The organism is Paenibacillus sp. 102 (assembly GCF_039549175.1).
Lineage (GTDB): Bacteria > Bacillota > Bacilli > Bacillales > Bacillaceae_G > Bacillus_A.
Map to the genome: position 1 here is coordinate 35971 of NZ_JBCGHT010000026.1, position 13175 is coordinate 49145.

Below are 13175 nucleotides of genomic sequence, written 5' to 3' on the forward strand. Positions count from 1 at the left end.
ATTGGATAGGAAAGTTTTTCTATGTTACGATTTACTATAGTGTTTATGCCGTGAGAGGAGGTTAGGAATGAATCGTATCTTCCGTAATACCATCTTTTATTTACTGATATTCTTAGTAGTAATTGGAATCGTGAGCTATTTTAATGGTTCAACACAAAAAACGACATCAGTTAGCTACGATAAATTCATTACTAAACTTGAAAAAGGTGAAGTGCGCAATGTGCAGCTTCAACCGAAAAATGGTGTGTTTGAGGTGAAAGGACAATTTAGCAATTCTAGTCAAGAAGAGCAATTTGTTACTTATGCACCAAATACTGAAGAATTACAAAAGAAAATTAATGACAAAGCGCAAGGTGCTGAAGTGAAGTATCAACCAGCAGAGGAAACAAGTGCTTGGGTGACATTCTTTACTTCTATCATTCCGTTTGTGATTATCTTCATTTTATTCTTCTTCTTATTAAACCAAGCTCAGGGCGGTGGTAGCCGTGTTATGAACTTCGGGAAAAGTAAGGCGAAGTTATACAATGATGAAAAGAAAAAAGTACGCTTCAGAGATGTAGCTGGAGCAGACGAAGAGAAACAAGAACTTGTTGAGGTAGTAGAATTCTTAAAAGATCCTCGTAAGTTTGCTGAGGTTGGTGCCCGTATTCCTAAGGGTGTTCTATTAGTGGGGCCTCCAGGTACAGGTAAAACATTACTTGCACGTGCTGTTGCAGGTGAAGCTGGCGTTCCTTTCTTCTCTATTAGTGGTTCTGATTTCGTAGAGATGTTCGTCGGTGTCGGTGCTTCCCGTGTACGTGATTTATTTGAAAACGCGAAGAAAAACGCTCCTTGTATCATTTTTATCGATGAAATTGATGCGGTAGGTCGTCAGCGTGGAGCAGGTCTTGGCGGTGGTCACGATGAGCGTGAACAAACGTTAAACCAACTTCTTGTTGAAATGGATGGATTCGGTGCAAACGAAGGTATTATTATCATCGCTGCAACAAACCGTCCTGATATTCTTGATCCAGCGTTATTACGTCCAGGACGTTTTGACCGTCAAATTACAGTGGATCGTCCAGATGTAAATGGACGTGAGGCAGTACTGAAAGTGCATGCTCGTAATAAACCACTTGATGACGATATTAACTTAAGAGCAATTGCAACTCGTACACCAGGATTTTCTGGTGCAGATCTTGAAAACTTATTAAATGAAGCTGCATTAGTAGCTGCACGTCAAGATAAAAAGAAAATTGACATGTCTGATATCGATGAAGCAACGGATCGAGTTATTGCAGGTCCTGCTAAGAAAAGTCGTGTTATTTCTGAAAAAGAACGTAATATTGTTGCTTTCCATGAAGCGGGTCACACTGTAATTGGTGTTGTGCTTGATGAGGCGGATATCGTTCATAAAGTGACAATTGTCCCTCGTGGTCAAGCTGGTGGATATGCGGTAATGCTTCCAAAAGAAGATCGTTACTTCATGACAAAACCAGAATTACTTGATAAAATCACTGGTTTACTTGGTGGACGAGTGGCTGAGGAAATTGTATTTGGTGAAGTAAGTACAGGAGCTCACAACGACTTCCAACGTGCGACTGGCATTGCAAGACGTATGGTAACGGAATTTGGTATGAGCGATAAGCTTGGGCCGATGCAGTTTGGCAGCTCACAAGGTGGTCAGGTGTTCTTGGGAAGAGATTTCCATTCAGAACAAAACTACAGTGACGCAATTGCACATGAAATCGATGTAGAAATGCAAACGATTATGAAAGAATGTTATGCTCGTGCAAAACAAATTCTTACTGAAAAACGTGATAAGCTTGATATTATTGCGAAAACGTTACTTGAAGTGGAAACATTAGATGCAGAGCAAATCAATCATTTATATGATTATGGAGTTTTACCTGAGCGTAAAAAGTCTTCTGAAGATGTGAAAGTGAATATCACTATGAAAAAAGATGACGAAAACGTAGAAGATAAATAAGAAATGAAGGAGTGACAATAGTCACTCCTTTTTCTATGCCCAGGGAAATTGTGTGCTTGTATATAAATGCAGATTGAAAACCAACATAAAACTCTTTCTTTTAGGTGGGAAAGAGGATCCGCCCATGTATAGAAGCGGTCAGTGCCTTTTTTAGCCCCATGCCATGTGAAAACAGAAGGAGAAAATGAGTGAAAGTCTCTTTCTGTTCTTCATAGCCACAATTTATATATTAGAAAATCAAATTGGATTTATATATAAATTTGAATCTTCTTTGCATTAAAAATTGAAATAGTGAACGATCTTTTTGTAAAATGGTGAAGATGGAAAAACTGATTATATAGGTATGTATGATATGATGGCATTATCAGTTTTGTACATACTGCACAAATATAGATTAAATAAGATAAGTGGTGAGAATATGATTTTTGTATTGGATGTAGGGAATACAAATGCAGTGCTTGGTGTATTTGAAGATGGGAAACTTCGTCAGCATTGGCGTATGGAAACAGATCGTCATAAGACAGAAGATGAATACGGGATGTTGGTGAAACAGTTACTTGAGCATGAGGGACTTTCTTTTCAAGATGTGAAAGGAATTATTGTTTCCTCAGTTGTACCACCAATTATGTTTGCTTTAGAGCGTATGTGTGAGAAGTATTTCAAAATTAAACCGCTTGTAGTAGGGCCAGGAATAAAAACGGGGTTAAATATTAAATATGAAAATCCACGTGAGGTTGGAGCGGATCGTATTGTAAATGCCGTAGCCGGTATCCAATTATACGGAAGCCCGCTCATTATTGTCGATTTTGGTACAGCGACTACATATTGTTATATTAACGAAAATAAGCATTATATGGGCGGTGTCATTACACCGGGCATTATGATTTCAGCAGAGGCATTATATAGTAGGGCGGCTAAACTTCCTCGTATTGAAATTACGAAACCGAGTAGCGTTGTTGGAAAAAATACGATAAGTGCAATGCAATCTGGAATTCTTTACGGATACGTTGGACAAGTGGAAGGTATTGTGAAGCGTATGAAAGAAGAAGCTAAACAAGAACCGAAAGTTATTGCAACTGGTGGATTAGCGAAGTTAATTGCAGAAGAATCTAATGTAATTGACATTGTAGATCCGTTTTTAACCTTAAAAGGCTTGCATATGTTATATGAACGTAATGCAAATTTACAACATGAGAAGGGTGAATAAATAAGTATGAAAGATTATTTAGTAAAAGCATTAGCGTTTGATGGAGAAGTTCGTGCGTATAGTGTACGTACAACAAATATGGTAAGTGAGGCGCAAAGACGCCATGATACATGGAGAACTGCTTCAGCGGCACTTGGGCGTTCATTGACAGCAGGAGTAATTATGGGAGCTATGTTAAAGGGGGATCAAAAGCTTACGATTAAGGTCGAGGGGAATGGTCCGATTGGTCCGATTTTAGTAGATGCTCATGCGAATGGGGATGTACGTGGATATGTAACAAATCCACATGTTGATTTTGAAGGGACAGAGCAAGGTAAATTACGTGTGTATCAAGCGGTAGGTACAGAAGGTTTCTTAACGGTAATTAAAGATATCGGCATGAGGGAACCATTTATCGGACAATCTCCAATTGTTTCAGGTGAATTAGGGGAAGATTTCACATACTATTTTGCAGTTTCTGAGCAAACGCCTTCTTCTGTTGGTGTTGGTGTCCTTGTAAATGGGGATGATAGCATATTGGCAGCTGGTGGATTTATTCTGCAAATTATGCCAGGAGCACAGGAAGAGACGATTGCATTTATTGAAGAGCGTCTGCAAAAAATCCCACCTGTTTCAAAATTAATTGAACAAGGTCTTTCACCAGAAGAGTTACTGTATGAAGTATTAGGAGAAGATAAAGTAAAAGTACTAGAAACAATGGATGTTCAATTTAACTGTACATGTTCTCGTGAGCGTATTGAGACAGTATTGATTAGTCTTGGTAAGGAAGAATTACAACAAGTTCGTGAAGAAGAAGATGAAACAGAAGTGCATTGTCATTTCTGTAATGAAAGATATAAGTTCTCTAAAGAAGATATTACAAATATAATTAATAGCCTATAAAACAGAAATGATTTCTACCAATTGTCAATCATCCAAATAGATTGACAAGTAAGAAAATTTCTGTCAAAATTGAAATGTATATAAAACCAATAAAAATACTCGGTGTTAGGAGTGACAGGAATGCGAGTGGCACAATCAGTTTCAGAATTAATCGGGAAAACGCCGATCGTTAAGTTGAACCGCATCGTAGAACAAGACAGCGCAGACATTTACTTGAAATTAGAATTTATGAATCCTGGAAGTAGCGTAAAAGATCGTATTGCACTATCCATGATCGAAGCTGCTGAACAAAAGGGATTATTAAAAGAGGGCGATACAATTATTGAACCAACGAGTGGTAACACGGGAATTGGTTTGGCAATGGTAGCAGCTGCAAAAGGATATAAGGCAATTTTAGTAATGCCAGAAACAATGAGTGTTGAACGCCGTAATTTATTGCGTGCTTATGGCGCTGAATTAGTATTGACTCCAGGCCCAGAAGGAATGGGCGGTGCAATTCGCAAAGCGACTGAATTAGCAAAAGAGAATGGTTACTTTATACCTCAACAATTTCAAAACCAGGCTAACCCAGAAATCCACCGTTTAACAACAGGACCAGAAATCGTTGAACAAATGGGCGATCAATTAGATGCGTTTATCGCAGGTATTGGTACTGGTGGAACAATCACGGGTGCTGGTGAGGTATTAAAAGAAAAATATAAAGACATTAAGATTTATGCGGTAGAGCCTGCAGATTCTCCAGTTTTATCGGGCGGGAAACCAGGTCCGCATAAGATTCAAGGTATCGGAGCAGGATTTGTTCCAGAAACATTGGACGTAGAAGTATATGATGAAGTGATTCAAGTTAAAACGGAGCAAGCGTTCGAATATGCGAGAAGAGCAGCTCGTGAAGAAGGGATTTTAGTTGGTATTTCTTCAGGTGCTGTCATTTATGCTGCGACAGAAGTGGCTAAAAAACTTGGTAAAGGGAAAAAGGTACTTGTGGTTATCCCAAGTAATGGGGAGCGTTATTTAAGTACACCGCTTTATCAATTTGAATCATAATTAGTGTGGTTAAGAAAAAGCATTCCTTTTCGGGAATGCTTTTTCTTTTTTCGTTTGAAAATAGGAAAAGAGTGAATGACTAGAAAACTTCATGTAAAATAAGTAGTAGTAAAGTTAAATTATTTTCACTAGCTCCCAAGGACGATTATTTTATATTAACCATCTATGATTTGAGATGATAGTTCTAAGGAGTGGGATAAAAGAAGACGGGGTGTTGATATGCAGCAAAGAAAATCTTTAGCGCTTTCTATTTCATATCAGTTAGATTTTTTTAAGCAGTATAAGTTTCTTTCTCAGAATAAGAATCAACATATTTTGTTAGAAAGTGGACGAGGAGGTCGCTATAGTATCGTGGGGCTTGATCCTGTAGCGGTGATTCAGGGAAAGAATGAAACGTTACATATAAGTGAAAGCGGTAAGGAAACAATAGAACAAGGTAATCCTTTAGATTTAATGCAAAAGTATATGGAACGATGGAAAACGGATCATAATCCAGACTATCCACCGTTTCAAGGAGGTGCAATCGGATATTTTAGTTACGACTGTATCCGTTATATTGAGAAACTTTCTTCCTTTGCAGTGGATGACGTGGATATACCTGATATATTCTTTTTATTATTCGATGACGTGTTTGTGTATGATCAACAAGAGAAAGTGTTGTGGATTATTACACATTATATAGATGAACGTGAAGAAGCAGAAGGTCGTTTGAATGAATGGAAGAGCCTTTGGATGAAGGAAGCTCCTGAAGTTAAGGTGCCATTTGCATGTCCTGAAAATAGAGATGAAGCAGTAGCTTTTACAGAAGAAGGATTTATGAAAGCTGTTCAGCGTATTCAAGAATACATTGGGGCTGGAGATGTGTTTCAAGTAAATCTGTCTACAAGACAAGAGAAAACATTGCAAACACATCCACTAGAGATTTATACGAGTCTTCGTGAAATTAATCCATCACCATATATGGGGTACTTAGAACTTGGGGATTTTCAAATTGTTAGCGGTTCGCCGGAATTGTTAATTAAAAAACAAGGGAATGAAGTGAGCACTCGTCCGATTGCCGGCACACGTTCTCGCGGGAAAAATGAACAAGAAGATGAAATCTTGGCAAAAGAGTTAATTGAAAATGAAAAAGAACGTGCAGAACATGTCATGCTTGTAGATTTAGAGCGTAATGACTTAGGGCGAGTTTGTAAGTATGGAACTGTAGAAGTAGATGAATTTATGGTAATTGAAAAATACTCGCATGTTATGCATATCGTTTCAAATGTTCGTGGTGAGGTTGAACCGGATAAGGATGCTTTCGATTTAGTAAGAGCTGTGTTTCCTGGTGGAACGATTACGGGTGCGCCAAAAATCCGTACGATGGAAATTATCGAAGAATTAGAACCTGTTCGCCGCGGAATTTATACAGGTTCAATTGGATGGATTGGTTACTCAGGAGATATGGAATTAAATATTGTGATTCGTACGCTTCTTGCAAAGGATGGTCAAGCTTATGTGCAGGCTGGGGCAGGAATTGTAATTGATTCAAATCCAAAAAATGAGTATAAAGAATCGTTGAAAAAAGCAATCGCCCTATGGCGTGCGAAAGAAAGCAGCGAAGAAACGGTTAGGTGAGAGAAATGATATTGATGATTGATAATTATGATTCTTTTACATTTAATTTAGTGCAATTTCTTGGAGAGCTTGGACAAGAGCTTGTTGTTAAACGTAATGATGAAATTACAATTTCAGATATTGAACAAATGAAACCAGATTTTTTAATGATTTCACCAGGACCTTGTAGTCCGAATGAAGCTGGTATAAGTATGGATGTTATTAAATATTTCGCAGGAAAGATTCCTATTTTTGGTGTGTGCTTAGGTCATCAATCAATTGCGCAGGTGTTTGGAGGAGATGTTGTTCGTGCAGAGCGTTTAATGCATGGAAAAACTTCTCCGATGTATCATGATGGGAAAACAATTTTTTCAGAAATCCCAAATCCATTTACAGCGACACGTTACCACTCTCTCATTGTAAAAAAAGAAACATTGCCAGAATGTTTAGAAGTGACATCTTGGACAGAAGAGGGAGAAATTATGGCGCTTCGTCATAAAACATTGCCAATTGAAGGGGTACAATTCCATCCGGAGTCTATTATGACTTCTCATGGGAAAGAGTTACTACAGAATTTTATTCGTAGTTATAGTCCGAGTGTATCGTCATGTTAATTTATGTGAACGGTGCATATGTGGAAGCGAGTGAGGCGAAAATCTCTCCTTATGACCATGGGTATTTATATGGACTGGGGGTTTTTGAGACATTTCGTATTTATAACAGTCATCCATTTCTATTAGATGATCACTATGAACGTTTAATGGGTGCGCTTTCTACTTTGCAAATTGAATGGGCGATGACGAAAGATGATGTGCTGCGTATTTTACAGGAGTTACTTGTAAGGAATGGGTTAGATCATGCGTATGTTCGTTTTAATGTCTCGGCTGGTATAGATGAAATAGGTTTACAAACAGGGGTTTATGAAGAACCCTCTGTCATCGTATTTATAAAGCCTTGGGCAGTTCCGAGTGTAGTGGTGGAAAAGGAAGGCGTTATTTTGAAGCAAACACGAAATACGCCAGAAGGAGCATTTCGTTTAAAGTCCCATCACTATTTAAATAACATTTTAGGAAAACGTGAAATTGGAAATGTAGAGGGCAAAGAAGGGATTTTCTTTACTGAAGCAGGTCACGTTGCGGAGGGGATTGTTTCGAATCTCTTTTTTGTAAAGGAAGGTGTTTTATATACACCATCGCTGGAAACTGGGATTTTAAATGGGATCACTCGCGCTTTTATTATAAGAATTGCTGAAGTATTAGATGTACATGTGGAAGAAGGTTTCTTTACGCAAAAGGAACTGCTTTCTGCTGATGAGGTGTTTGTAACAAATTCTATTCAAGAAATTGTTCCGCTTAATCAGATTGGCGAAAGTGATTTCCCTGGTAAAGAAGGAAAGATTACAAAGTCTCTAATACGTGTATATGAAATGCATAGAGAAAATCTTTGGAGCCGAAATGAATTGAGAAGAGGAGATGTGTAGTGTGAAGTGGAATTATGATTTGCGCTGCGGCGAATATACATTGGATTTAAATAAAAAGACATTAATCATGGGTATTTTAAATGTTACACCGGACTCATTCTCAGATGGTGGAAACTTCGATGAGGTGAACGCAGCTGTAAGTCATGCGAAAGAAATGATGAGTGATGGTGCTGATATTATTGATATCGGCGGAGAATCAACTCGTCCTGGTTTCGCAAAAGTTTCGGTGGAAGAAGAGTTAGGGCGTGTAATTCCGATGATTCAAGCGGTATCGAAAGAAGTGAAAGTGCCTATTTCTATCGATACGTATAAATCTGAAGTAGCTAAGCAAGCGATTGAAGCGGGTGCCCATGTTATTAATGATATATGGGGAGCGAAGGCTGAACCGAAAATTGCAGAAGTTGCAGCGCATTATAATGTGCCGATTATTTTAATGCATAATCGTGAGAATACAAATTACCGCAACCTTATGGCGGATATGATCGCGGATTTATATGAGAGTGTTAAAATTGCAAAAGGTGCAGGCGTACCGGATGAAAATATCATTTTAGATCCAGGTATCGGTTTTGCGAAGACGCCAGAACAAAACTTAGAAGCAATGCGTAATTTAGAGCAGTTACATGTGTTAGGGTATCCAGTTCTTCTTGCGACTTCGAGAAAATCATTTATCGGTCATGTTTTAGATTTACCGGTAGAGGAACGTGTAGAAGGAACAGGAGCGTCAATTTGCCTTGGAATTGAAAAAGGTTGTGAAATGATTCGTGTTCATGATGTAAAGGAAATGGCACGTATGGCAAAGATGATGGATGCAATGATTGGCAAGGGGGTAAAGTGAGTGGATAAAATTTATATCCATGACATGGAGTTTTATGGCTATCATGGTGTATTTCCGGAAGAGAATAAATTGGGGCAAAGATTTAAAGTGGATTTAACAGTGGAGCTGGATTTAAAACAAGCGGGCGAAAGTGATAACTTAGAGCATTCAGTAAACTATGGGGAGCTTTTTGAGCTTTGTAGACAAGTGGTAGAGGATCAAACATACAAGCTTGTAGAAAGTATTGCGGAAAATATAGCGGCGAATATATTGAATCAATATGCAAGTATTTTGCAATGTACAGTAAAAGTTGTTAAACCGGATCCGCCGATTCCAGGGCATTACCGTGCTGTGGCAGTAGAAATTACGAGAGAACGACCATGAAAAATGTTGTATACGTTGCGTTAGGATCGAATATTGGTGATCGTTATGCTTATTTATTACAAGCAATTGAGCTGTTAAATAAAAATCACCACATTCGAGTAGAGGATGTCTCTTCTGTATATGAAACAGATCCGGTTGGATATACAGATCAAAATCGTTTTTTAAATCTAGTTATAAAAATTTCTACCAATTTACTGCCGCAAGAATTGTTGAAAGTAACGCAAAAGGTTGAGATTGATTTAGGAAGAAAAAGGGAAATCAGGTGGGGGCCGCGAACTGTTGACCTTGACATTTTGCTCTATAATCAAGAAAATATTGAAGCAGAGAATCTTGTTGTTCCGCATCCGCGGATGTTCGAAAGAGCTTTTGTTATCGTTCCGTTGTTAGAGATTAATCAAGATATAAAACAAAACATTTCACGTTCACAAGTAGATGAAATGAAAAGGCGAGAGGGAGTAACGGTATGGAAGCAGAAAAATGGGGAAGACGCATTCGTGCTTTTCGGAAGTTAAAAGGTTATACGCAAGAAAGTTTTGCGAAGGAATTAGGGGTATCTGTATCCGTTTTAGGAGAAGTTGAGAGAGGGAATAGAAATCCTTCTCAAGATTTTGTAATAGAAGTTGCTAAGACATTAAACATTTCAATAGATGAATTAATGCCAAAGTGAGGATGAAGGGATGAGATAGTCGAGTGTTAAAGATTGCAAACATTGAGATGAAGAATCCGGTTGTGCTAGCACCGATGGCTGGAGTGTGTAACTCTGCATTCCGTTTAACAGTAAAGGAATTTGGTGCAGGTTTAGTATGTGCAGAAATGGTAAGTGATAAGGCAATTTTATTAAACAACCAAAGAACGTTAGATATGCTATATATCGATGAGAGAGAGAAGCCGCTAAGTTTACAAATTTTTGGTGGTGAGAAAGAAACGCTTGTTGGTGCCGCGAAATATGTAGATAAAAACACAACAGCAGATATTATTGATATCAATATGGGTTGTCCTGTTCCTAAAATTACGAAGTGTGATGCAGGTGCAAAGTGGTTATTAGATCCAGATAAAGTATATGAAATGGTATCGGCAGTTGTAGATGCTGTTGAAAAGCCGGTTACAGTTAAAATGCGTATTGGTTGGGATGAAGATCACATCTTCGCAATTGAAAATGCTAGAGCTGTTGAACGTGCAGGCGGTCAAGCGGTAGCGGTTCATGGACGTACACGTGTCCAAATGTATGAAGGGAAAGCGGATTGGGATATTATTAAACAAGTAAAACGATCTGTAAATATTCCTGTTATTGGAAATGGTGATGTGGAAACACCTCAAGATGCGAAGCGTATGCTTGATGAAGTTGGTGTTGATGGTGTTATGATTGGCCGAGCGGCTCTTGGTAATCCGTGGATGATTTATCGTACAGTAAAGTATTTAGAAACAGGAGAATTGATGCCGGAGCCAACAGTACGTGAGAAAATAGACGTATGTATGCTGCACTTAGATCGCCTTATTGATTTAAAGAATGAAGATATTGCAGTAAGGGAAATGAGAAAGCATGCAGCTTGGTATCTAAAAGGTGTCAGTGGTAATGCGAGAGTGCGTAATGGGATTAATGTTTGTAATACGCGTCAAGATCTTGCATCCTTATTAGGGGCATTTGTAGAAGAAGTAGAAGCAAAACAAAAAACAATTCATGTTGGTTAAGGAAATGTAGGGGGAGAGTGATTGACATTCTCTTTGCCAATTCCTATAATTACGTGAAAGAAAGAAGAACTGCCAGTTACTTGCTGGCAGTTTTTCTAGTTGAGTAGAAAATGATATACTGTATATATTATAAAATTTAATAGAGCTGGAGTGATATCAATACCATGGATAACATGAACCACGAAGAACTAAATGATCAATTGATTGTTCGTCGCGAGAAGTTACATAATTTACGTGAACAAGGGATCGATCCATTTGGTAAACGTTTTGAACGTACAAATTCAACGAAAGAATTATTAAGCTTGTATGGAGAGTTCTCTAAAGAAGAATTAGAAGAGAAAGAAATCTCTGTTTCTATTGCTGGGCGTATTATGACAAAGCGCGGTAAAGGGAAAGCGGGTTTTGCACATATTCAAGATTTACACGGACAAGTTCAAATCTATGTTCGTAAAGATGCTGTTGGAGATGAACAGTATGAGTTATTTAAGACAGCTGACCTAGGTGATTTAGTAGGGATTGAAGGGAAAGTTTTCAAAACGAACGTAGGCGAGCTTTCTGTGAAAGCAACAGGCTTTACGTTATTAACGAAAGCTCTTCGTCCACTTCCGGATAAATACCATGGATTGAAAGATGTTGAACAACGTTATCGTCAACGTTACCTAGATTTAATTACGAGTATGGAGAGTCGCGAAACATTTGTTACTCGTAGTAAAATCATTCGTGAAATGAGAAGATACCTAGATGACAACGGTTATCTTGAAGTTGAAACACCAATGATGCATGCAATTGCGGGTGGGGCTTCTGCTCGTCCGTTCATTACACATCATAATGCGTTGGATATGGAACTATACATGCGTATTGCGATTGAATTACATTTAAAGCGCCTTATTGTAGGTGGTTTAGAGAAAGTATACGAAATTGGCCGTGTATTCCGTAATGAAGGTGTATCAACACGTCATAACCCTGAATTTACAATGATTGAATTATATGAAGCGTATGCTGACTATAAAGATATTATGAAACTAACAGAAAATATGATTGCTCATATTGCAAAACAAGTGTTAGGTACAACGACAATCCAGTATGGTGAACAAGAAATTAATTTAGAACCAGAATGGACGCGTCTTCATATGGTAGATGCGATTAAACAATACTCTGGGGCGGATTTCTGGAATCCAATGAGCGTGGAAGAAGCGCGTACATTAGCGAAGGAACATGGTGTAGAAATTAAAGATACAATGGAAGTTGGCCACATTATTAACGAATTCTTCGAACAAAAAGTAGAAGAAGAATTAATTCAGCCTACATTTATTTACGGACATCCAGTGGAAATTTCTCCTCTTGCGAAAAAGAATGATGAAGATCCACGCTTTACAGATCGTTTCGAGCTATTCATTGTTGCTCGTGAGCATGCGAATGCATTTACAGAATTAAATGATCCGATCGATCAAAAAGAACGCTTTGAAGCGCAATTAAAAGAGCGCGAGCAAGGTAATGATGAAGCGCATATGATGGATGATGATTATATTGAAGCGCTTGAGTATGGTATGCCGCCTACAGGTGGACTTGGAATTGGTATTGACCGTCTTGTTATGTTATTAACAAACGCGCCATCTATTCGTGATGTACTGTTATTCCCGGCTATGCGCCATAAGCAAGGCTAAAAAAGCTTTGGAGATTTCTCCAAAGCTTTTTTGTTTTCTAATATAGTGAAATGAAAATGATTTATTTATTCTATAGAAGAAAGGTGTTTTTATATAGGTAATCGTTACTGCTTTTATACTTTTTACTAAGTTGAAAAATTTTATTAAAAAAACTATTGCATTTTAATAAATGAACTGGTATATTTATATTCGTTGTCACGAAAGACAACAAAGGAAATGAACGAAAACAACTTTTAAAATAAAAAAGTTGTTGACGAAAATATAACAAAATGTTATATTGATAAAGTCGCTTCGGCGGAAACAAGTTCTTTGAAAACTGAACGAAACAAACAACGTGAAACGTCAATTTTTATTTTATGATGCTAGACAAACTAACTTTATTGGAGAGTTTGATCCTGGCTCAGGATGAACGCTGGCGGCGTGCCTAATACATGCAAGTCGAGCGA

General features: G+C 38.0%; 13 protein-coding genes and 1 rRNA gene. All 14 read left to right on the forward strand.

Annotated elements, in window-relative coordinates:
• Positions 1–67 precede the first annotated feature (67 nt).
• Entirely contained in the window at positions 68–1969 is a 1902-nt protein-coding gene (gene ftsH / locus AAIE21_RS27020; RefSeq protein WP_343269537.1) for an ATP-dependent zinc metalloprotease FtsH, read from the forward strand.
• A 418-nt stretch (positions 1970–2387) separates the two neighbouring features.
• Positions 2388–3176, forward strand: coding sequence for a type III pantothenate kinase (locus AAIE21_RS27025; protein WP_017154404.1), 789 nt, complete (start codon positions 2388–2390; stop codon positions 3174–3176).
• Positions 3177–3182: 6 nt separating this feature from the next.
• The gene (hslO, locus tag AAIE21_RS27030) at positions 3183–4058 is read left to right on the forward strand and encodes a redox-regulated molecular chaperone HslO (protein ID WP_343269538.1); all 876 of its coding nucleotides are present in this window, start codon (positions 3183–3185) and stop codon (positions 4056–4058) included.
• A gap of 120 nt (positions 4059–4178) precedes the next feature.
• Positions 4179–5102: a cysteine synthase A gene (cysK, locus tag AAIE21_RS27035; RefSeq protein WP_343269539.1), complete on the forward strand. Its 924-nt coding sequence runs from the start codon at positions 4179–4181 to the stop codon at positions 5100–5102.
• Positions 5103–5321: 219 nt separating this feature from the next.
• On the forward strand, positions 5322–6719 hold the full coding sequence (trpE, locus tag AAIE21_RS27040; protein ID WP_343269540.1) for an anthranilate synthase component I: 1398 nt from the start codon (positions 5322–5324) through the stop codon (positions 6717–6719).
• Between the two features lie 5 nt (positions 6720–6724).
• Positions 6725–7312 (forward strand): aminodeoxychorismate/anthranilate synthase component II, encoded by a 588-nt coding sequence (pabA, locus tag AAIE21_RS27045; protein ID WP_097897732.1) that lies wholly within the window; start codon positions 6725–6727, stop codon positions 7310–7312.
• Entirely contained in the window at positions 7306–8178 is an 873-nt protein-coding gene (gene pabC / locus AAIE21_RS27050; protein ID WP_343269541.1) for an aminodeoxychorismate lyase, read from the forward strand. Before pabA ends, pabC begins: the two co-directional genes overlap by 7 nt.
• The gene (gene folP / locus AAIE21_RS27055; protein WP_343269542.1) at positions 8171–9013 is read left to right on the forward strand and encodes a dihydropteroate synthase; all 843 of its coding nucleotides are present in this window, start codon (positions 8171–8173) and stop codon (positions 9011–9013) included. Before pabC ends, folP begins: the two co-directional genes overlap by 8 nt.
• The gene (gene folB / locus AAIE21_RS27060; RefSeq protein ID WP_343269543.1) at positions 9014–9376 is read left to right on the forward strand and encodes a dihydroneopterin aldolase; all 363 of its coding nucleotides are present in this window, start codon (positions 9014–9016) and stop codon (positions 9374–9376) included.
• Positions 9373–9888 (forward strand): 2-amino-4-hydroxy-6-hydroxymethyldihydropteridine diphosphokinase, encoded by a 516-nt coding sequence (gene folK / locus AAIE21_RS27065; protein ID WP_343269544.1) that lies wholly within the window; start codon positions 9373–9375, stop codon positions 9886–9888. The genes folB and folK overlap by 4 nt, the downstream gene beginning before the upstream one ends.
• A complete protein-coding gene (locus AAIE21_RS27070; RefSeq protein WP_343269545.1) occupies positions 9840–10043 on the forward strand; it encodes a helix-turn-helix domain-containing protein in 204 nt (67 codons plus the stop codon). The genes folK and AAIE21_RS27070 overlap by 49 nt, the downstream gene beginning before the upstream one ends.
• 23 nt (positions 10044–10066) lie before the next feature.
• Positions 10067–11065, forward strand: coding sequence for a tRNA dihydrouridine synthase DusB (gene dusB / locus AAIE21_RS27075; RefSeq protein ID WP_343269546.1), 999 nt, complete (start codon positions 10067–10069; stop codon positions 11063–11065).
• Between the two features lie 164 nt (positions 11066–11229).
• Complete coding sequence (lysS, locus tag AAIE21_RS27080; protein WP_343269547.1) at positions 11230–12729, forward strand: lysine--tRNA ligase; 1500 nt, start codon at positions 11230–11232, stop codon at positions 12727–12729.
• A 377-nt stretch (positions 12730–13106) separates the two neighbouring features.
• Positions 13107–13175, forward strand: a 16S ribosomal RNA gene (locus tag AAIE21_RS27085); the annotation flags it as partial.

Coding starts and splice junctions, on each gene's coding strand:
- ftsH (WP_343269537.1), top strand. CDS start 68: ATGAATCGTATCTTCCGTAATACCATCTTTTATTTACTGATATTCTTA.
- AAIE21_RS27025 (WP_017154404.1), top strand. CDS start 2,388: ATGATTTTTGTATTGGATGTAGGGAATACAAATGCAGTGCTTGGTGTA.
- hslO (WP_343269538.1), top strand. CDS start 3,183: ATGAAAGATTATTTAGTAAAAGCATTAGCGTTTGATGGAGAAGTTCGT.
- cysK (WP_343269539.1), top strand. CDS start 4,179: ATGCGAGTGGCACAATCAGTTTCAGAATTAATCGGGAAAACGCCGATC.
- trpE (WP_343269540.1), top strand. CDS start 5,322: ATGCAGCAAAGAAAATCTTTAGCGCTTTCTATTTCATATCAGTTAGAT.
- pabA (WP_097897732.1), top strand. CDS start 6,725: ATGATATTGATGATTGATAATTATGATTCTTTTACATTTAATTTAGTG.
- pabC (WP_343269541.1), top strand. CDS start 7,306: ATGTTAATTTATGTGAACGGTGCATATGTGGAAGCGAGTGAGGCGAAA.
- folP (WP_343269542.1), top strand. CDS start 8,171: ATGTGTAGTGTGAAGTGGAATTATGATTTGCGCTGCGGCGAATATACA.
- folK (WP_343269544.1), top strand. CDS start 9,373: ATGAAAAATGTTGTATACGTTGCGTTAGGATCGAATATTGGTGATCGT.
- AAIE21_RS27070 (WP_343269545.1), top strand. CDS start 9,840: ATGGAAGCAGAAAAATGGGGAAGACGCATTCGTGCTTTTCGGAAGTTA.
- lysS (WP_343269547.1), top strand. CDS start 11,230: ATGGATAACATGAACCACGAAGAACTAAATGATCAATTGATTGTTCGT.